At 46.8% G+C, this 20,686-nt stretch carries 21 protein-coding genes and 1 riboswitch; of the genes, 10 read left to right on the top strand and 11 right to left on the bottom strand.

Annotated elements, in window-relative coordinates:
• Positions 1-228: 228 nt before the first annotated feature.
• Positions 229-675 (bottom strand): hypothetical protein, encoded by a 447-nt coding sequence (locus O3C58_07210; protein ID MDA0691641.1) that lies wholly within the window; start codon positions 673-675, stop codon positions 229-231.
• Positions 676-865: 190 nt separating this feature from the next.
• Complete coding sequence (locus tag O3C58_07215; protein MDA0691642.1) at positions 866-1,321, bottom strand: pentapeptide repeat-containing protein; 456 nt, start codon at positions 1,319-1,321, stop codon at positions 866-868.
• Between the two features lie 604 nt (positions 1,322-1,925).
• Here O3C58_07215 and O3C58_07220 point away from each other — a divergent pair.
• Entirely contained in the window at positions 1,926-2,630 is a 705-nt protein-coding gene (locus O3C58_07220; GenBank protein MDA0691643.1) for a lytic transglycosylase domain-containing protein, read from the top strand.
• On the opposite strand, the gene O3C58_07225 is transcribed toward O3C58_07220, so the two are convergent.
• A complete protein-coding gene (locus tag O3C58_07225) occupies positions 2,627-3,190 on the bottom strand; it encodes a DJ-1/PfpI family protein (protein MDA0691644.1) in 564 nt (187 codons plus the stop codon). The two genes, O3C58_07220 and O3C58_07225, sit on opposite strands and share 4 nt — an antisense overlap.
• A 117-nt stretch (positions 3,191-3,307) precedes the next feature.
• On the opposite strand from O3C58_07225, the gene O3C58_07230 reads away from it, so the two are divergent.
• Positions 3,308-3,628, top strand: a complete 321-nt coding sequence (locus tag O3C58_07230; GenBank protein MDA0691645.1) for an antibiotic biosynthesis monooxygenase — start codon at positions 3,308-3,310, stop codon at positions 3,626-3,628.
• Between the two features lie 57 nt (positions 3,629-3,685).
• On the top strand, positions 3,686-4,312 hold the full coding sequence (locus tag O3C58_07235; protein MDA0691646.1) for a hypothetical protein: 627 nt from the start codon (positions 3,686-3,688) through the stop codon (positions 4,310-4,312).
• Positions 4,313-4,813: 501 nt separating this feature from the next.
• Here O3C58_07235 and O3C58_07240 read toward each other — a convergent pair.
• From O3C58_07240 to O3C58_07275, 8 genes are all read right to left on the bottom strand, one after another.
• The gene (locus tag O3C58_07240) at positions 4,814-5,197 is read right to left on the bottom strand and encodes a hypothetical protein (GenBank protein ID MDA0691647.1); all 384 of its coding nucleotides are present in this window, start codon (positions 5,195-5,197) and stop codon (positions 4,814-4,816) included.
• A complete protein-coding gene (lgt, locus tag O3C58_07245; GenBank protein ID MDA0691648.1) occupies positions 5,194-5,976 on the bottom strand; it encodes a prolipoprotein diacylglyceryl transferase in 783 nt (260 codons plus the stop codon). The genes O3C58_07240 and lgt overlap by 4 nt, the downstream gene beginning before the upstream one ends.
• A 33-nt stretch (positions 5,977-6,009) precedes the next feature.
• Entirely contained in the window at positions 6,010-6,537 is a 528-nt protein-coding gene (lspA, locus tag O3C58_07250; protein ID MDA0691649.1) for a signal peptidase II, read from the bottom strand.
• 6 nt (positions 6,538-6,543) lie between these two features.
• Positions 6,544-9,342, bottom strand: coding sequence for an isoleucine--tRNA ligase (gene ileS, locus O3C58_07255; protein ID MDA0691650.1), 2,799 nt, complete (start codon positions 9,340-9,342; stop codon positions 6,544-6,546).
• Positions 9,343-9,425: 83 nt separating this feature from the next.
• Positions 9,426-10,412 carry a tryptophan--tRNA ligase gene (gene trpS / locus O3C58_07260; protein ID MDA0691651.1) on the bottom strand — a complete coding sequence of 329 codons (987 nt, stop codon included), beginning with the start codon at positions 10,410-10,412 and terminating at the stop codon, positions 9,426-9,428.
• Between the two features lie 21 nt (positions 10,413-10,433).
• Positions 10,434-11,090: a site-2 protease family protein gene (locus tag O3C58_07265; GenBank protein MDA0691652.1), complete on the bottom strand. Its 657-nt coding sequence runs from the start codon at positions 11,088-11,090 to the stop codon at positions 10,434-10,436.
• A gap of 223 nt (positions 11,091-11,313) precedes the next feature.
• On the bottom strand, positions 11,314-12,051 hold the full coding sequence (locus O3C58_07270; GenBank protein ID MDA0691653.1) for a glycosyltransferase family 2 protein: 738 nt from the start codon (positions 12,049-12,051) through the stop codon (positions 11,314-11,316).
• Positions 12,052-12,169: 118 nt separating this feature from the next.
• Complete coding sequence (locus O3C58_07275; protein ID MDA0691654.1) at positions 12,170-13,099, bottom strand: glycosyltransferase family 4 protein; 930 nt, start codon at positions 13,097-13,099, stop codon at positions 12,170-12,172.
• A gap of 91 nt (positions 13,100-13,190) precedes the next feature.
• Between O3C58_07275 and O3C58_07280 the strand changes: the two genes are divergently transcribed.
• From O3C58_07280 to cobS, 7 genes are all read left to right on the top strand, one after another.
• Positions 13,191-14,582, top strand: a complete 1,392-nt coding sequence (locus O3C58_07280; protein MDA0691655.1) for a hypothetical protein — start codon at positions 13,191-13,193, stop codon at positions 14,580-14,582.
• Positions 14,583-14,586: 4 nt separating this feature from the next.
• Positions 14,587-15,243 carry a phospholipase gene (locus tag O3C58_07285; protein MDA0691656.1) on the top strand — a complete coding sequence of 219 codons (657 nt, stop codon included), beginning with the start codon at positions 14,587-14,589 and terminating at the stop codon, positions 15,241-15,243.
• Between the two features lie 100 nt (positions 15,244-15,343).
• Positions 15,344-15,535: riboswitch (cobalamin riboswitch) on the top strand.
• A 101-nt stretch (positions 15,536-15,636) separates the two neighbouring features.
• Positions 15,637-16,632 carry an ABC transporter substrate-binding protein gene (locus O3C58_07290; protein ID MDA0691657.1) on the top strand — a complete coding sequence of 332 codons (996 nt, stop codon included), beginning with the start codon at positions 15,637-15,639 and terminating at the stop codon, positions 16,630-16,632.
• Positions 16,632-17,426 carry a heme ABC transporter ATP-binding protein gene (locus O3C58_07295; GenBank protein MDA0691658.1) on the top strand — a complete coding sequence of 265 codons (795 nt, stop codon included), beginning with the start codon at positions 16,632-16,634 and terminating at the stop codon, positions 17,424-17,426. The genes O3C58_07290 and O3C58_07295 overlap by 1 nt, the downstream gene beginning before the upstream one ends.
• A complete protein-coding gene (locus tag O3C58_07300) occupies positions 17,414-18,451 on the top strand; it encodes an iron ABC transporter permease (GenBank protein MDA0691659.1) in 1,038 nt (345 codons plus the stop codon). Before O3C58_07295 ends, O3C58_07300 begins: the two co-directional genes overlap by 13 nt.
• Positions 18,448-19,959, top strand: coding sequence for a cobyric acid synthase (locus tag O3C58_07305; GenBank protein MDA0691660.1), 1,512 nt, complete (start codon positions 18,448-18,450; stop codon positions 19,957-19,959). Before O3C58_07300 ends, O3C58_07305 begins: the two co-directional genes overlap by 4 nt.
• Positions 19,956-20,684, top strand: coding sequence for an adenosylcobinamide-GDP ribazoletransferase (gene cobS, locus O3C58_07310; protein MDA0691661.1), 729 nt, complete (start codon positions 19,956-19,958; stop codon positions 20,682-20,684). Before O3C58_07305 ends, cobS begins: the two co-directional genes overlap by 4 nt.
• The last annotated feature ends 2 nt before the right edge of the window (positions 20,685-20,686 follow it).

The raw sequence follows: 20,686 nt of genomic DNA on the forward strand, positions 1-20,686 counted from the left end.
CTAAAACAAAGCCATCTCCTTAAATTAACGATTAGGAACATTTAGTCTATTTTTAGAGATGCCCTACAGTTATTTTCCCGGCCAAGAAATCTTTATTAACGGTAGTCGGGAGCTATAGAGAATTTGAAAACCCCCTCAGCAATCGTCCCCCAATTTTTACAAAACACCTAATAATGAGGTGTGCCATCTGCATTCAAATCGTCCCACCGGTCGCCTGATTTATAATTTTCAAAACTCCTTCACCATTTCCCCGGCCTTGACTACAATTTGATCCAACAGAACCCAGGGAACCTCGTAATCTTTGGTGACCACTTTGAAGAGCAATACGTTTATATTTCCCGAAGGACTTTTTTCTTCCTTAAAGTACATGTCAATGGGGCCATTATCCGTTATATCCGTGTCAAATCGTTCCAGGGTTAAAACCCAGATATCCCCTTCCTCCCGCCATTCCTTTTTATCCCTGATGGTGGAAAGAAACTGCCCGAAGGTTAAAAATTTCTTGTCATGGAAAGAGACATAATATCCGGCAAACCCTGTATCAGAGGCCAGACTTTTATACACAACGAATCGATTTTCCCAGTTTTCAGGAGGCGTGGGCTTCAAAGAACACGCGAAAGCGGAGATCGTTAAAATAATCGCCACCCTGCAGATTTTTGACTTCGATAAAAAGTTCAATTTCACCTTCGCTTCCCGTATGGCGACACAAAACCCTGGGGTTTCAGGATTCGGAATAATAGGCCCCTCAATCCAGCCTATTTCAGCGGAAGAAAATTGTCAATTGATTGATTTTTATTTCGTTGAAGAGATTTTTAAAAATCCTGGGTTTTCGGAAGGTAGCGGCGAGTTTATGCAAATACCCAGGAGCCTACAATCGGGTGCATTCAAACTGGTCATCGGAAAGCCAACTGATATTTATATAATCCGGAAGCACCGTTTCCCGGTCTATCAAAGCAGAGTGCAATTGCTGACAAGAGAGTAAAATCGCTTCCCCAAGATCGGCTCCCCAAAGGTTGGCTCCAGACAGATTAGCTCTCCAGAGGTTGGCTTCTCGCAAGTTGGCTTGCGTCAGTTTAGCCATGCTCAAATTTGCCCCGATAAGATCAGCTCTACTGAGGTTGGCCATCACCATATTGGCGCTCATAAAATCCGTTTCGTTAAGCTGAGCCTCTCTTAAATCGGCACTTATTAAATTAGCGCCGATCAGCTTAGCGTTGTTAATTTTTGCCCAGCGGAGATTGGACTCTCTTAAATCAGCACAAGCCAGATTGACGTTACTCAGATTGGCCCCCCTCAAGTCCTTTCCACTTAATTTTGAACCCACCAGATTACGCCCCCGCAGGTCCTTATAACTCAGATCATCTTCAAATGAATAGCGCGTTTTTAATCGAGGTTAGGATTTTTCAACATGTATTGGGCTGTTTTTTATTAAATTCATAGGTCTTCGTATAAAGAATATGGTTAATAAAATTGCTATCTGTCCAGGGAGGAGGAAGAAAACGGGCCGCCCTCCATCTCAACAAGTATAGGATTGAGAAGCCAAGGAACTGTGAAGCTCAAGTCACAATTTGGCAACACCGCAAGAAAGATGGAATGCTGGGTTTATGCAATCCGCAATCGAACAACCGTCCGTACAAAAAGGCCGATCAAAATCAATATAACCTGCAATTTTCACCTCAAAAATCATTTCAGAATATCCCTACCTCATTGATTTATAGTCTATTCCCCGTAACAAATTTCCAGTTTCTCCAATCTTGACAAAGCCGTGACAATCCCGTGACCTATTTTTAACGATCCTTTGGCACTCTGATCCAATCCCTCAATTTCTCACCATGAGGTGATTGCACAAAAAAAATCCGTCCAGAGGCGGCGATGAATGCAAAAGCTAATTTTGTCTAAATGAAATAAACCCGGCGGATCAAAAAGACATGTTTAAATCAAACCAGATAAAATACTTATTTCCCCTTTTGTCGGTATCCCTGTTTACCTTGGTTTTAATGGGCCAAACTTCCCAGCCTATTCATGGGCTCTCCCCTTACCATTCCGCAGCCATCCAATTCGAAGAAACAGTATTTGTAAAAATATTGGACCTGGCAAAGCGAAAGGAAGTTAAGGAGAAGGCGGCGCAAGTAAGTTTTCAACAAAGCTACGACAGGAAGATAAAAGAAAAAATTCGGAAAGTGATTTCAGAATACCAACGACGGATGGACCCTCAGCATTTTGAGGAAATCCCAGGAATGATTCTCGCGGAAAGCAAAATTTACGGGTATGACCCCATGTTCGTGACCGCTTTGATCATCACGGAAAGCTCATTCGACAACAAAGCTCGTTCAAACCGGGGAGCGATGGGCCTCATGCAGATTCTTCCCAGAACGGGAGTGGCGTTGGCATCGGAAAAAGAGATGGAGTGGAAAGGAAGCCCTACTTTGTATAACCCAGAGATCAATATTGCTCTTGGCACTTATTACTTGAACAAGTTGGAGAACCGCTTCGGAGATCTGAATTTAGCCCTTGAAGCGTACAATCACGGTCCTACCCGGTTGGACAAATATTTAAAACGCGGATATCAGCCCAAACGTTATTCAAAAAAGGTTTTCCAAATCTATGAAATGATAGATTTCGAGCTATCTTAGGATTTATCGACATCTTCCAGCAAAACCCTGGTGACGGCTTCGGCAAACTCCCGTGCGGCTTCTCCGCCTCTGGCGGTGACGATTCTTTCGTGGCAGGTGACGGGATCCTCTGAGTGATAACCTCCCCCGGCCTCCAGCTCCTGTAAAAAAACTGCATCCTCAGGCCCCGATGCCGGTTTCTCATTTAAAAAGGAGGCCCTGGCCAATACAGCAACAGACAACCCGAGTGCGCCGACCACCCTGCCCGCGCGATAATGATCGGTCAAAATTTGCGGCAGAATCGTATCACTCCATAACGATTTCGGCGCTCCTTTCCCCCCAACCAGTAAAACAGCATCGTATTTACTGTGAATGCCTGCCTGTTTGTTCCAGTCGATGAGCATGCCCTGCGGCTGAAAACGGGTTTTATTCATCCCCACCGCTTCCTGGCCCTTCGGGGACAAAACGACGACCCGAGCGCCTTCCGCTTCCAAAAACTTGCGAGTTTCAAAAAGCTCATCCTCCGCAAATTGATTCTTTGGAATCACCATTAAAATATTTTTTCCGGACAGATTGCCCATAGTATCCCACTACAATTAATCAAATCCACGATTTCATTATACCGATAGTAAAATCAGTTCCAAAACAAGTTAAATTCATGGGATAATTTTTGCTCAAAATAAAAAAGGAGAGGATTCATGCCCATTTGCATCACCGCGCAATACGAAGTGCGCCCTGAATTCAGCAAAGAGTGCAAGAAGGTCGTCCAGGAACTGGTCAACTATGTAAAGTTAAACGAACCGGGAACTTTATTTTATCTGGCCCACCAGGATATTTTGAACCCCATGCGGTTTCATCATACCCTCATATTTGAAAATGAGGCCGCTCTGGCCATCCATCAAAGTTCCCCTGCCTCAAAACGGTTCGTGGATGCAGTGTACCCTAAAACCCTGAAACCTCTGGATTTTGGGGAACACCACATTGTGGCATTTAAAGCTACAGAGGACCACAACTTGTAAGCGTTTTATAGTGTATTTAAAAAATAAAAATCAATTCCTAGCGCGGTGGAGACAGAAATGGGAAAACTAAAATCCATGATTAAACAACATACTCTAAAGTGGTTTTATTGTTGGGGTTTGTTTTTCTGCTCATTTTTATTGGTTTCTTCTATTGCGGAAGCCGAAGAGGTGAAATATTTTGGTAAGTTGCACTGTGGGATTTTTAAGTATGATGATAAATGTAAATTTTGGCAGGAAGTTGATAGCAGTGATTTAGCAAAAGCCTGGGGTTATTATGAAGTTCATTATAAAGAAGGCAAGCAGACAAATGCAATTCGAGTTAATAAGCTTAAATTGGATGAGGAACCTCCACCCGTTGCAGAAAAATTAGAATTTGATTGTAACGAGCGTATTATTCTTCATGAAGTGAATCTTCATGACCATTCTAGTTATGACCCTATACTGTACAAATGGAGTTACCACAAGCAGGCTTATGACGTTCGGAGTTATGATAAAAAAGGGAAATTAATAGACAGGGAAAGTCATATTTATAAGGACAATATGCTGGTTAAACGCTCGTGGTATGATGAATCAGAAAAACTAATACAATATTCAATTTTTGACCACGACTTATTTATAGAAAAAGTTTTTACTTCTGACCATATATTCCTGAAAGAAAGAAGCATGCGTAGGTATTTTGATTAGTCATCAATGGTATTCATTCCTCCGCGCCGTTTAAGCCGCTACCCTGTAGGTGTTGCGGTGAAATCAAATCCCCCAGCCCCCTTCACCGCTGAGAACACCGGGAATCCTTTTTCAGCGCAAAGACGCAAAGATCGCAAAGAAAACAAAAACCCTCCGCAACGTCATTGCGAGTGTAACGAAGGCGTAATATTTTACCTAAGCTCTCGTGCCCCGAAGGGGTAAATCCAGAGACCCTGGATCGCCGCGCCTCTTTCAAAGGCTCGCGATGACGATCAAATACTAAACAGGATGAACTGGATCGACAGGATAAATGCGGATACCCACCATCCCCTCACCTAACCTCTCCCCTCGAAGGGGCGAGGGATTTAGATCATCTGCTTTGGATTGAGGGTTCTCTGCGGCCTCTGCGTCTTTGCGGTGAGAAAAGGGGTTGGGATCATCCTGTCAATCCTGTCCGATTGGCTTTCCAGCTTTCCCCGTATCCTCTGCGGTGAGAAAGGATTATTGATTCAAGTCCTTGAGCAGGTCCGTCAATTGGGCCATTTGATTATCAAATTGCGGAGGTTTGGCAGGTAGACAGTCATCGTCTTCCGGAGCGCAAAGAGCGTCCTCTTCAAGCTCGGCCTCGTCATCCTGAGGAAAGGGTGATGGGGCGTCTCTTAGAACTTTTGGAGAAGTTTCATCCTGAAAATACTTCGCCAGTTGGAAATGCTTATCCAGCCGGGTCCATTTCACGCCATCCCCGGAAATAGCGTCCGTCCGCAGTAATTTTTTACCTTCAATATAGGGGACCAGCATTTTAGTGGGAATGCCCTTCACTACCCGGCTCCCCCGGCGGATCATCACCGTATACAACGGCTGATTGATATTTTCACTCTCGTTCATTTTTGAGATAGGGTGGGCCCGGTTCGATTTCGGCCCATAGCGATCAACATAAAAACGGAAATGCCAAAGATGAGTATACCTATGAACTGCGACGTGGAAAACAAACTCTCGACCGCAACCCCGCGGTCATCACCACGAAAATATTCGATGATGAATCGTCCGATCGAATATAGAACGCCATAGGTCCAGATAATTTGTCCGTCAAACGATTTGCGTTTCCTGAGCCACACCAAAATTGAAAAAATAACCACTGCGTTGATCGAAAGATAAATCTGCGTCGGATGCAATGGAATTCCCTGCGGCGCCAGCGAATTGGGGTCCGAAAAAACGATCGCCCACGGAACATCGGTTTTCACTCCATAACAGCAACCGGCAAAAAAACAACCCCAGCGACCAATGGCCTGCCCTATGGCAATAGAAGGCGCCAGAATGTCGGCCACCTGCCATAGTGGCATTTCCTTCTTTTTCAAATAAAGTACGGCCACGATCATGCCAAAAATCAACCCGCCATAATAAACCAGGCCCCCCTTCCAGAACTTTAAAATTTCCAACGGATGCGCGACAAAATACTGGTACTCCACAATAACGTAAAGCAATCGCGCTCCCAGCAAGGAAGAGACCAGAATATAAAAACAAAGATCAATTATTTTCTGCGGGTCCAAGCCTTCCTTTTTGGCCTGGTGGGAGGCTAAAAGAATGGCGACGAAAAAACCGGTCGCAACCAGCAAGCCATAAGTGAATATTTTAATGAAACCAAATTCCAAAAGGATGGGATGCATAAGATCCTGGAAAAATAAATTTAGGAATGTTTGTTACTGCCTGTCGTCCAAGGATTCTTTCGTAGCATGGGAAGAAAGTAATTGCTTCGGATGTTTTTGAAAAAGATCCAGAATCATCAGTCCAACTCCTATGGTAATACAGGAGTCTGCAAAATTAAAGGCAGGCCAATGATACCCCTCATAAAAAATATCAAGAAAATCGATGACTTCCTGATAAACAATCCGGTCGATGACATTGCCAATGGCTCCGCTGAGTATCAAAATTAGCGCGATCCGAACCATCCGGTGTTCTTTGGGAGTGTGATGGTAGATCACCAGAATCGCAATAATGGCTACTGTAGAAATGAAAACAAAGATCCAGGCCTTGTATTGCGATTCTAGTCCGGCGAATAAACCGAAAGCCACCCCAGGGTTACGAATGTGGGTGAGATTGAAAACACCCTCTATCACCTCGATGGAGTGATAAAGAGGCAGGTGCGTGATGACGAGAAATTTACTGTATTGATCCACCAGGATCAGGACATTGGCAAGTAAAAATAAAGTCAGGTATTTAATTTTCAAAGGAATCTATGCCACCGTTGCCTGGAGGTTTTTAATACAGCGGGGGCAAATGCTGGTATGTTCTGTTCCCTCGACAATTTCCAGAAAGTAATTCCAGCACCGTTCGCATTTTTGCCCACCCATGGGTTTAGGAAGCACCTGCACCCCTTCCAAAACATCACTTTTAGTAACACCGCTCTCATTATCCAGGCTATCCACAACCTCGACCTTGGAAACGATAAAAATAAATTTTAATTCCTCAAAATCGTTATTCAATAGCGTGCGAATATTTTTCGGCAAAACAAGTTGCACGACGGCATCCAGGGAATGACCGATGACTTTTTCCCGGCGGCAGTGTTCCAGTGCCTTGCTCACCTCCCCTTTCAAAACGACGAGCATCTCCCATTTACGGATCACATCATCCTCTAAATTCAACTCGGATGCATCGGGAAATAAACTCTGATGAACGCTTTTTTCGGTCACGCCCCCCGCTGGCATATAAGACCAGATCTCTTCCGCGGTGAAACTCAAAATCGGCGCCATCAACCGCGTCATGTCCCTGAGCAGAATATATAAAGCCGTCTGCCCCGACCGGCGCTCCCTGGAAGTTCGGGGATAGGTGTAAAGCCTGTCCTTGATGATATCCAGATAAAACGCGCTGAGGTCCACCACGCAAAAACTATAAAAGGATTGATAGAACACATGAAACTCGTATTCATCGTAAGCTTTCATTATTTTATCAACCAGCAACTTGAATCGGTGAAGAATATAGCGGTCGATCTCCATCAGTTGCTCATGGGGAACCATATCTTTTTGAGGGTCAAAGTCACTCAAGTTGCCTAGCAAAAAACGGTAGGTGTTGCGGATTTTTCGATACGCCTCGGTCAGGCGTTTGAGAATTTCCTGTGAGAGACGAATATCTTCCCGGTAATTCTCGGACGCCACCCAGAGCCTGAGAACTTCGGCACCGAATTGATCGATAATCTTCTGCGGAGCGATGACATTCCCCGCCGATTTGGACATTTTTTTACCCTTACCATCGACCACATAGCCGTGAGTCAGGGCCGTTTTATAGGGCTCCTTGCCACGCGTTCCGACGGACTCCAACAGGGAACTGTGAAACCAGCCGCGGTGCTGATCGCTGCCTTCAAGATATAGATCCGCCGGCCATTGCAGATCGGGATTATTTTCCACAACCGCCGCATGGCTGACGCCGGAATCGAACCACACATCGAGAATATCGTTTTCCTTGACAAACTTTTCACCGCCGCAAGCACAGCGCACGCCCGGTGGTAAAAGTTCATCGGCTTCTTTTTCAAACCAGAAATCCGCTCCGTGTTGTTCCACCAGATCGACGATATGTTTAAAAACTTCCTCGGAAAGCAGGATTTCTTCGCAGACGGAGCATGAAAAAATAGCAATGGGTACGCCCCACGCCCGTTGCCGGGACACACACCAGTCCGGGCGATTTTCAACCATGTTATAGATTCGTTCCTTGCCCCATTTGGGAATCCACTTCACCCGCTGAATCGCCTCCAGAGCTTTTTCCCGAAGACCTTCTTTATCCATAGAGATGAACCATTGACGAGTGGCGCGAAAAATAATCGGCTGGTGGCATCTCCAGCAGTGAGGATAGGAGTGATTGATGGTAAACGCCCCCACCAAAAAACCATCTTCACGCAGTTTTTCGATGATGGCCGGGTTGGCCTTGGCCACAAACTGACCGCCGAAATGCTCCACCTCAGGAACGAACACGCCTGCGTCATCCACCGGGTTGTAAGTTTCCAGTCCATATTTATTGCCCACCACATAATCTTCCTGACCATGACCGGGTGCTGTGTGAACGCATCCGGTTCCCTGTTCCAGAGTTACATGATCGCCCAGAATGACTAAAGAATCCCTGTCGATGAAAGGATGTCGGCACACGGCATTTTCAAGGTCCTTGCCTTCGCATGTAGCAAGTATTTTGTATTCCGCAATGTCCCATTCCAGAACCAGGGCCGGCAAACGGTCTTCGGCAACGATATAAATCTGCCCATCCACTGCCACCGCCACATATTGAAAGTCAGGATGCAGGCAGACGGCAAGGTTGGCGGGAAGCGTCCACGGGGTCGTCGTCCAGATAACGAAAAAGGTTTTATCCGCATCCAGTTCCGCAAACGGTGGCGGAAGCTTGGACTTTAAAGGAAATTTGACATAGATAGACGACGACGAACGGTCGGCGTATTCTACCTCCGCCTCGGCCAGCGCCGTTCTACACGAAGTACACCAGTGAACGGGTTTCATGCCCTGGTAGACCTGCCCGCTCATCACAAATTTACCAAACTCCCGAACAATGGTCGCTTCATAGGAATAGTCCATGGTCAGGTAAGGCCGGTTCCAATCGCCAAAGACTCCCAGCCGGACAAACTCTTCTTTTTGGCTCTGCACAAACCCAGCCGCATATTCCCGGCACAGTTTGCGGATTTCATTTTTACTCGGTGTTAACTTCTTCTCTTTTTGCGCCTTGGTCACCTGATGCTCGATGGGCAGACCATGACAATCCCATCCGGGAATGAAAGTCGCATCAAAACCCTGCATGGTCATATACTTGACAATAAAATCCTTAAGGATCTTGTTGAGAGCGTGGCCCATGTGGATATGCCCGTTGGCATAGGGAGGTCCGTCGTGAAAAACAAACTTGGGTTTGCCCTTGAACTGCTTGCGGATCTCTCCATAGAGGTCTTCTTTTTCCCATTGCGCGAGAATCTCCGGCTCTCTCTGGGTGAGGTTGGCCTTCATTGGGAAATCGGTTTTGGGAAGGTTCAGCGTTTCTTTATAGTCCATTTGATTTTTTTATAAGGTAAATTGTAGTTAAGAATAAAATAACATTCGATTGAGATGGATTCGGCCTTAAGAAGTTTGCAAAACTAAATCTTCATAACCTGCTTGACCTCTTGAAGAGTGGCATTGGCCACCTTGCCGGCTTTTTCCGTTCCGGCCCGCAATATTTCCTTCACTTCCTTGGGTTTGGCGACGACCTCCTGGCGTTTTTCCATGATGGGCCGCATTCCCGCGAGCATGGAATCGACCAGCTTCAACTTACAGTCTCCACAACCGATTTGCGCGGTGCGACAGGCCGGGATGATTTCCTCCTGCATTTCCCTGGACGAATACAGTTTGTGGAAGGGAAACAGGTTGCAGACGTCCGGGTCGCCGGGGTCCTCACGGCGGGCGCGTTGCGGATCGGTGAGCATGCCCTTTATTTTTTTGGCGATTTCCTTTTCAGTGTCCGACAAATAGATGGCGTTATTATAACTCTTGCTCATCTTGCGTCCATCCACCCCATTGAGCTTGGGAATTTCCGAAATTTTAGCGGCAGGCTCCACAAACACCTTTTTTTTGTACAGGTTATGAAAGCGCCTAACGATTTCTCGGGAAAGTTCCAGGTGCGGCGCCTGATCGATTCCAACGGGAACAAAATCCGCCTTGTAGAGCACCACATCCGCCGTCTGCAAAACGGGATACCCTAAAAACCCATAGGAACTCATGTCTACACTTTTGACCTCCACCTGTTTTTCTTTATAGGTAGGGTTGCGTTCCAGCCACGGGACCGGAACGATCATGGACAACAACAAATGCAGTTCTGCATGTGCGGGAATTTCCGATTGGACGAACAAGGTGCATTTTTCAGGGTCCAACCCGCAACTCAGCCAATCGACAGCCACATCGAGCGAAAACTGTTTGATGAGATGCGGCTCCTCATAAAGCGTGGTCAACGCATGCCAGTCGGCAATAAAATAAAAACAATCGTAATCATCCTGGAGGGTCAGCCAGTTTTTGAGGGCGCCATGATAGTTTCCCAGATGCAACCTGCCCGACGGTTGCATTCCACTTAGAATTCGTTTCCGCTTCATCGTCACCTGAATCGTCAATAATCAGTTAAAACTGGCCATCAAAACCTGTTGCAATACAGGGAAAGCCTCCTGGGTCAAAAAGAGCACCGAATAGTTGATCGGCAGTCCCAGGATCGCGCCTAGAATACCGGTGTGGGCAAAATGATCCAGTAAAAAAATTCCCAGGATGACCACCGCTCCAAATCGGTCGTACCGGGAGATGGTTTCGGCCATATTATGAGAAACCAGCCCCTTGATAACGCTTCCTCCGTCCAGAGGCGCTACCGGTAACATGTTGAAAATAGCCAGAGCCACGTTCATATAAACTCCAAAACTGAGCAATACGAAGGCAATCACGTTTTCTTCCGGGGAGATCATGCGGATGAAAACACTGCAGACCACCGCCAGAGCAACATTAGACAGCGGGCCGGCAATCGCAACGTACATCATGTCCCGGCGGGGGTTTTCAAAATTTCGCCAATCGACAGGAACCGGCTTGGCCCATCCGAATCCCACAAAATAGAAAAACAGAACGCCTACCATATCCAGATGTTTCAATGGGTTGAATGTCAATCTCCCCAGGCGTTTCGCCGTATCATCTCCCAGCAGGGAAGCCACCTTGCCGTGCGAATACTCATGCACCGTCAAGGACATCAAAATGACAGGGGTCATTAAAATCAACAATTGCGTCTTGGTCAAAACAACCTCTGGGAAATGGGTGAATTGGTTAATGATTAATTGAAATCGGGGTTGCAGTAGGCATCCCAGGAGGAACCAGGGAAGATAAAGAAAGGTAATTTCCTCAAAAAGACTGATCTACTTCAGCTTATTTTAGCGCAAATCCCATCTAATTCATAACCTTTAACGCCTCACCGAAGTAATTGTTCTGCCTGCAAAAACAGTTACACTCTCAAATTCAAACTCAAATTTTCTTAGTCTTTGCGTATTTCAGATACGTATAAAAAGCCGCCGATAACGCCAGAAACATCCCCAAAAACCCCTCCCGAAACCCCTGGCGCACAACGAAGTTTTTAAATAATGCCCACGGCGGACGCAAATAAAGATGGGTCCAGCTGGCTTCCCAGCCAGATTTCATCTTCTCTGCCGCATAAATGGAGGAATAACGGTTCTGCCTGTCTATATAATCTTCAAAGCCTTGATAGGAGTAATGCAACAAAGGCTCGTGAATGACTCCAGAATCATCATCCGGGTCCAATTTTTCATGCACTTGCGACTCTTTGAAAGATACTTTGGTTTTATCGTAGAGCCTTGAAATTTTATCGGGATACCATCCACCAAAACGCACCCAGCGTCCGCCGAAAAAATTTTTCCTCGGAAACTGATAAACAGGATGCCCTGGCCCGGTTTGCAGTTCTTTTTGAATGGCTTGAGCGAATTCCGGGCTGACAACTTCATCCGCATCAATATTCAATATCCAGCGGTGACTGGTTCGGGACGCGCAAAGGTTTTTTTGCCGGCCATATCCATGCCACTTTTCCTGAAACACCTTGTCGGTAAATTTTCTACAGAGTTCTACAGTCCGATCCGAACTGAAGGTATCCAGGACCACGATTTCATCAGCCCATTTCAGGCTTTGTAAACATCTTTCAATATTTTTTTCCTCATTGAGGGTAATGATCGTTACCGAAATTTTTTCCATAAGATAACCAAAATCCCCCCAACCAGGACACCAGAAAAATAAAAGCATTTTACAGATTCATCCTTCTGACTCCAAGGGATTAATTTTTCTGCATTTTATTAGAATATGGTAATATAATTCATTCAATTTCATGGCGAATGATTTCCCTCGGGCCACCGGGGCAATCGAAACTCAATACAGGAAGACCACAGGCCATGGCCTCTCCCAGAGAATTGACGAACCCTTCATAACGAGAAGACACCACAAACAGTTGGGATTTGCTCAATAATGGAAACGGATTTTTTAAGCGGCCAGGCATGACAACCTGGATTTCCAGATTCAAAGTTCTTCTTAGGTTCTCTAATTCCGGACGAAGACTCCCCTCCCCCAAAATAATCAATTGCCAATCATTGTACTTGTTTGCAATTTTTTGAAAGGAGGATAACAAAAGATCGTACCCTTTTACATAAGTCAACCGCCCCATCGCAACCAGCCATTTTTTCTCAGGGTCAACGCCTTTGGGCACTTCAAATCCGTCTGTGTGCGCCCCCTGGGAAATAACCGGATTAGGAATGATGCGCCTTTTGTCCTTTGGCAGCCATTCAAAATAGTGGTCCGCAGATTGGGTAACACTCACAACCTTGGCTGCCAGGGGAAACGTCCATCGCCCCAGTTTATCCCAGATGCTGCCGTATAAATATTTATTGGGTTCACTCCGTTCGGAAACGATGATTGGCAGTCCAAGACCAATGGTTGAAACGAGTGTGTGAATATTGATATCCACCAAAAAGGAAATGACGACTTGAGGATCGCTTTTTTTAATCGCACGCCGTAAAACCCAAAGCCGTTTAAAATTGTTCAGAAATCTTTGAATCGCAAAACGGGCCCGCCAATGAATGCTCAGCGGTGTATATTTTATGGAAGGATGAAGATCAAAAAATGAAGGAGCATCGGTAAAAGTCAGAATGGTAATATCCCATCCCTCTTCCGCCCAGTGATTGGCCAGGATGGAGAGAACCCGTTCCGCGCCTCCCGCCTCCATGGATGAAATCACAAATGTCAACTTCATAATATTGCCCTTTGTCGGTGTTTCAAATTATCTAAGGTAGAATAAATTCAAATCCTTATTATTTCCAGTAAACTTTTAATCTGACAACTTCATGCCGGGCGCTCCCATTAAAAAATATTTACAGGTTCTTTCAGAGATTACTTCCAGAATCGGGCATGACCTTTACCTGGTCGGTGGAACCGTCAGGGATACTCTTTTAGGGAAGGAATGTTCCGATTTTGATTTTACCGGCAAAAATATTAAAAAAACCGCTCATCGGTTTGCCTCCGACACCCAATCTGCTTTTGTCAATCTAGACAGCACCCCCGGTCGGGAAACCTTTCGCATTATCATCGAAAAACAATTCAATTTCGATTTCACCGAAATGCAAGGCGATTGCATCGAAGCAGACCTGGCTCAGAGGGATTTCACAATCAACGCCATGGCCATCCGCCTGAATGATTATCTGGAAGAAAGAGATACGTTCATTGACATCAATCGGGGCCGGTCGGACTTGAAAAGTAAAATAGTGCGTGTGCAACAAGGTCCAATTTTTTCTTCTGACCCTTGCCGTATGCTGAGAGCGTTTCGATTCGCCAGCACGCTCCATTTTGAAATCGATGCGGACACTCTAAGCAAGATCGTAAATGAAAAGTCCAATCTCAAAAAAACCGCTCCAGAGCGCATCTATTATGAATGGATTCTCTTCCTTGGCGGTCAGCAGGTATTAAACCTGTTGCAGGTGATGGATCAGATCGGTCTCCTGGAATGCGTACTTCCTGAAACGGCGGAATTGCGAGAGCTTGACGCTGACCCGGCAACCGCGTGGCACACTAGCCTGGATACTTTTAAAATTCTGGAAAGCCTATTACCGAATCCGGAAACAATCATTCCCGCCAACAGTCCTCTCAGCTTCCTGACAGGCAAACGAACGGCATTGTTGAAATTTTCCGGGCTTTTATATCGGCTGATGCCTTCGTCTTCCAATGGCCTTTCTCCGGAAAAAAGAAAACTGGAGGAACAGTCCAAAATTATTTTGTTGCTTAAAAGGCTCCGCGCCAGCAACGCGGATATTCAATTTATTTACCGCACCATTCTCTGTCAACAGGAGGCCACGGATTCGAATCTGGATTTCGCCGGAGAAAAAATTGACGAATCGAAATTGTATCAATTCGTTAAAAATAATGAATCCGAATTGATGTCTGGCATCTTCCTCGCCTGCGCGATAAAATCTACTTTCGAGAACAGACCAAACACGGAAAATTTTTATCAAGCGGCGCACCGCATAGGCGAATTTTATTTTGAACGGTATTTACCGGCGATGGATCGCAAGCCCCTTCTCGATGGAAAGGACCTGATCCAGAGTTTCAAACTGTCCCCCTCCCCTTTGTTCCAGATCATTCTGGACCGGGTAGAGGAAGCCAGGATTCTGGGAACGATCCAATCAAGAAGTGAAGCCGAAACGCTGGCGCAAAAAATCATCCAAACTCAACAGGTTCAATAGCAACATGGCTGTAAATTATAAAAATACCGAATGGCAGGGGGAAAAAGTCATCATTGGCGAAACCGAACTGGACATGGAGAAACCCATCAACCTTCTAATCGGTTTTCACGGCGCTGATTCCACACCGGAGAATATGCTGATTCATGGCAACAGGCTGCAACTGAAAAATGCCTTGCTGGTCTATCCAGAAGGCCCGGTCGATGCCGGTAAGGGCTTGTGGAGCTGGTGGGAGGATGGCCCCCGGCAGAAACAAACCGTTACTGAATTTATAAAATATACCTCGCAAACAGTCGATGAAGCCCATCGGCACTTTTCCGAAAAAATACCAGAATCTTCCTTGAGAATCTGCCTGTGGGGGTTTTCTCAAGGAGGAGCCGCATCTCTGGTTTACACCCTTTTCGGGTCGCATCCCTTGCACCGTGTGGCATCCATTTGCGGTTTTTTACCGGAACTCCCGGACGATACCGTCCTTCAACGTCCAGCTGTAGACATCCTTGGAATCTTTGGGGCCAATGATGAGGTCGTTCCATCCTTTCTGGCCGATTATGCCCTGGATGAAATGAAAGCCAAAGGCCATCAACTCACCGCTAAAGAGACCCAACAAGGTCACGAGATCAGTAAAGATAATCTTCAGGAGCTGACGGATTTTTTTAACAGCTAAACTCACATTGACTGGCCAAACTTTTAAAAATTTCTTTCACTTTATTCGGCGCCGTGTTCTTTCCCGCGCTTAAAAGTAATTAATTGACAGACCGCACAAGTCTGTTAAGATTGAGCCAAATTTTCACAACACTATTCAATGTTAAAGGGAAAACGGTTAAAAACCGTTGCGGACCCGCCGCTGTAACCGGGAACGAACCCTGTCGATACCACTGCTTGTTTTACAAGTGGGAAGGGACAGGAGGTAGGATGATCCGGGAGCCAGAACACCTGTTTGAATAGTCCTTGCTAACTCTTCGTGGATTGAGGGGTAAAGGGGTTAAGTCACCCGATCCCATTCCTTACGGAATGGTTTTTTTTGCCCTTCTTCTCACTGGAACGAGGTTTTCCGGTGATGGAAATAAATCATGCCTTTTTGCAGAAAGAAGCCAGCGGCTTCTATAGGGCTAATTTACGCCTGACGGTCCTCCTGCTTCGCTTTATTAGCGTATTCGTTCTTTCCTTGGTACTCTTTGCGAGCTTCCCTGTTCAGGGGTGGACCGAAATTAAAGACGACACTCCACCCCAAAGAATCATCTCCCTATCACCGGGAGTCACCGAAATACTATTCGCCATTGGCGCGGGTGACCGGGTCGTCGGCGTCACCGAGTTTTGCAATTATCCCGAAAAAGCCAAATCGCTCCCCAAGGTTGGTGGCCTGCTGAATCCCAGCTATGAAACGATCATCACCCTAAAACCCGACCTCATCATCCATCAACCCAACAAACAAAAGATCAAAAATTTTGTTGAAAACCTCAGCATTCCCAATTTACCCATTGCGATGCTTTCTTTCGCCGAAATTTACCATTCCATTAGGGAAATAGGCAACGCGGTTCACAGGGAAAAGGCGGCGGACGAACTAATCCAGTCCATGCAAGAAAAGATTGATTACAACCGCAAACGACTGGCGGGTGTCTCGCAAAAATCGGTCTTACTGTTATTGGGAATCAGCAACGACGCGATGCGCGAACTATACGGAGTTGGACCAAAAACATTTTTGGGCGAAATGCTGGCCCTTGCGGGAGGGAAAAATATTCTTGCCGAAACGCAAGCGCAATACCCAAAAGTATCCAAAGAATTCATCATTCATGAATCTCCCGAGATCATCATTGAAATTGGCCGAACGGATATACTCACCGAGGAGTCGTCGGTAAAAAGGCGACAGGGGTGGCAAAAATTCTCCACCATTCGAGCGGTTAAAAACCAGAACATTCATATGATCGGCGCCGATTATATTCTCATTCCCGGACCCCGGCTGGTAAATATCATCGAACTCTTCGTAAAAGCCATCCATCCGGAAGTAGCTTCAGACAAATCGCCCGTCGCCGAAAAAGTGGAGCACCCTCGATAATGACCCCTGCCATCCTGCAATTAAAAGACGTCTCCTTTGCTTACCACGAAGAACCCGTCGTTAAGTCCATATCCCTGCAGGTGGAACCTGGGGAGTTTATCGGAGTCCTCGGACCCAATGGATCGGGCAAGTCCACGTTATTAAAATTGCTGGGCGGCATTCTTAAACCAGATTCGGGAAACGTTTTGTTCCGCGATCAAGACCTTCATGATTATAAAAGAAAGATTCTCGCTCAATCGATCGCCTGGCTTCCGCAGGAACATGCGATGGCATTTCCCTTTCGTGTCGCTGAAATTGTTTTGATGGGCCGTCATCCTTATCTCTCTCCCATGTCGTTTGAGAGTCAAAGGGATTTTGATATCGCAAACCAGGCGATGCGGACCACGGAAACAACGCATTTATCCGAACGGCAATTCACCGATATCAGTGGCGGCGAAAAACAACGCGTGATGCTGGCTTGCGCCATCACTCAGGAACCGAAGGTGATGTTGTTGGATGAGCCCACCACCGCGCTGGACATCAAATACCAATTGGAAATTATTAATATTTTGCATCGGCTCAATCGCAATGAAGGCATGACGATGTTACTGGCCATGCACGATCTTCATCTGGCATCAAAGTATTGCCGCCGGTTGATTCTCATCGACAAGGGAAACATCGTCAAAGACGGGACACCAGAGGAGGTCCTTCAAAAGGAAATCCTGGAAAGCGTCTACGGGGTGCAATTGAAAGTTATCCGCGACCCTGAGGATGGGAGCATCATGATATCGCCGGAGGCGCCATGCATACGTTGAGCCTGCCCATGTTAAACCGTAGAAGATATATTTCGACCCTGGCATGGTTCACGGTATTTTTCCTGGCAACACTGGCCATCGCCCCATTGATCGGAGCCACGCGGATCAGCCTAGAAAAAGCCTTATCAAATGAAATCAATTTTGCCGACAACATGGACGCCCACATTCTGTTTCTTGCACGTTTGCCAAGAATCCTGCTTGCGGCCATAACCGGCGCATCCCTTTCCGTGGCGGGTGCCGTGTTTCAGGCCATTTTGCGCAACGATCTCGCCGCCCCGATCACCTTGGGGGTTGCCAGCGGTGCAGCGTTCGGGGCGGTGTTAGCCATCAGTCTGGGCCTATCATTCACAGTATTAGGGTTCTCAAGCATTTCATTCGCTGCCTTTTTAGGAGCCATGCTGGCGGTCACTCTGGTTTTCAATCTGGTGAAAACCCGGCAAGGGGAATTGCCAACATCCATCGTTCTTTTAGCTGGCGTCACGGTTAATTTCTTTTTCGCGGCTATGGTCATGCTCATTCACTACCTTTCAGATATAACTCAATCGTTCCAAATAGTCCGCTGGTTGATGGGCGGTTTGGACATCACCGATTACCAGACCGTATTTTCGGTCAGCCTCCCGGTGATATTAGGAAGCTTCATTCTGATGGTGATCGCCAGAGATTTGAATTTGATCAGCTCCGGGTCTCAGTCCGCCCTGAGTCGCGGGGTGGACGTGCCCAAGATTCAAAAAATCGGGTTGGTCAGCGCCTCACTGGTTACTGGCGCTGTGGTGGCGGTCAGTGGCCCCATCGGATTTGTCGGCCTGGTGGTCCCGCACATCGTCCGTTTGCTCATTGGGCCCGATCAAAGACTATTGATCCCCGCTTCCATGCTGTTCGGGGCGAGTTTTCTAATCATATGCGACACCGTGGCAAGGACCGTAATCGCCCCAACAGAAATTCCCGTAGGGGTCATCACTGCCATGATCGGTGGCCCGTTCTTTGTCTGGTTGCTCAAAAAGAAAGCGGCAGGTGTGAAAAGATGACAGCAAAAACTTTAATGATTCAGGGAACCGGGTCCGGCGTTGGAAAAAGCATCATCACCGCAGGATTCTGCCGCCAGTTTTTTCTGGAAGGCTGGAAGGTGGCCCCCTTCAAAGCACAGAATATGTCGCTGAATTCCTTCGTCACCGAAGAAGGAGGCGAGCTCGGACGCGCCCAAGCCTACCAAGCGGAAGCCTGCGGCATCAAACCACACGTCAACATGAACCCGATTCTATTGAAACCTTCCGGTGACAACATGTCTCAAGTAATCGTCATGGGGAAAGTTACCGAAAACCGCAACGCCAAAAATTACTACTCCCATCACAACAAGCATAAAGAGGAAGTGCAAACCGCCTTCAATCATTTAAGCCGCGAATACGAACTGGTCGTTCTGGAGGGTGCGGGCAGTCCCGCCGAGATCAACCTGAAACAATGGGACCTCGTCAACATGCCCATGGCCAAAATGGCCAAGGCTCCCGTGCTCATCGTCGGAGACATCGACAGAGGCGGCGTGTTCGCCTGGATGAAGGGGACATATGACCTGTTAACAAAAGAGGAGCAGGATCGGGTGGCGGGATTCATCGTCAACAAATTTCGCGGCGATCTGGATCTATTGACACCCGGTCTGCGTCAGTTTGAAGATCTCGTGCAAAAACCGATACTCGGTGTCATCCCGTTTTGCCGAGACCTGTTCGTCGATGAAGAGGACGCGATTCCAGCCTGGAATCATCCGTCAACCGAAAATGGAAAGGACCAACTGGACGCCGCCGTTATCTGGTACCCACGAATTTCAAACTTTACGGATGTTTCACCGCTTGCCGCCGATCCTTCCGTTTCTCTGCGCTACGTGTCCAATCCGTCACAGTTGGGTAATCCCGATTTGATCATCTTGCCGGGAAGCAAGAACACCCTGGACGATTTAAAATTCATAAAAGCCAATGGGTTGGCGAAAGCCGTTTGCACACGTTACGAATCGGGAGCCATACTTCTAGGAATCTGCGGCGGGTTTCAAATCCTGGGGAAGACAGTAAAGGACCCGGAGAGCATGGAAAGTCGCCAAGCAGAAATTTCCGGTCTCTCAGTATTTAATATTGAAACAACCTTATTGAAAGAAAAAACGACGCGCCAGGTTCGACAGACCACATTAGCAAGCCCTGTATTTAAAGAAGGTCTTTCTGTTGAAGGTTACGAAATCCACATGGGCGTAACCGAGTTCAATGAAGAATATCTACCTCTCTTCAACATTTCCAATGGAGACCATCCCCACCATCTGGGCGTCACAAACGAAAAAGGAACGGTAGTGGGAACTTATATACACGGGGTGCTGGATAACGAATTGTTAAGAAATTCGTTTCTCAATCACGTTCGAATTCTCCGAGGTCTGCCGACTCCGCACAAGAAGTTTAATTACCAGGAGTTTCGTCAACAACATCTCAACCGGCTGGCGAAACTGGTGAATGATTCCATCGATATGAAACAAGTAAAAGAAATCGTCGATGGTGCGTGGTGAACTTTTTATCGGCTCTGGGGTTTTTAACCATCATCCCCATGCCTGCAAGAGCATTCAAAGTCGATGGCCGGCAGATCATGTACTTCCCGCTGGTGGGCCTTTTCATCGGAGCACTCCTTTATGGAGTGGACAAGTTGGGCGCTGTGTATGCGACTCAGGAAATCCGCATGGTCGCAGATGCCCTGTTTCTAGCGGTTATCAGCGGAGCGCTTCATCTGGACGGCTTAGCAGACAGTGCCGACGGGCTATTTTCCCACCGCCCGAAACAACGCATTCTGGAGATCATGCAGGACTCCAGAATAGGGGTCATGGGAGCATTGGCGATCATTTTTTGTTTGCTGCTAAAAATGGCAGGATTTGCAAGTTTGAACCGACCCGGTTATGAAATCTGGTTGTTTGTGGCACCGGCGTTGGCGCGGACCAGCCAGGTCATCGGATTGGTCTTCATGGATTATGCGCGGGAGGAAGGTGGTAAATCGCAAATTTTCTTTCAGAAGAGAAAATATCATCTACTGGGGTTCGCGATATTCCCTATCGCCCTGCCCTTTTGGATCTCGATTGAAACCGGACTGATGGTTTTATTTTTATTCACTACAGGAACAGTTCTACTGCTCTGGTTTTTTCAAAAAGCGATTGGCGGCATCACCGGGGACACTTTGGGCGCACAGACCGAATTATTAGAATCCGCCATTCTGATAACAGGCGCATTGGTCATTGGACATTAGCA

The sequence above is a fragment of the Nitrospinota bacterium genome (assembly GCA_027619975.1).
In the GTDB taxonomy this organism is placed as follows: domain Bacteria; phylum Nitrospinota; class Nitrospinia; order Nitrospinales; family VA-1; genus JADFGI01.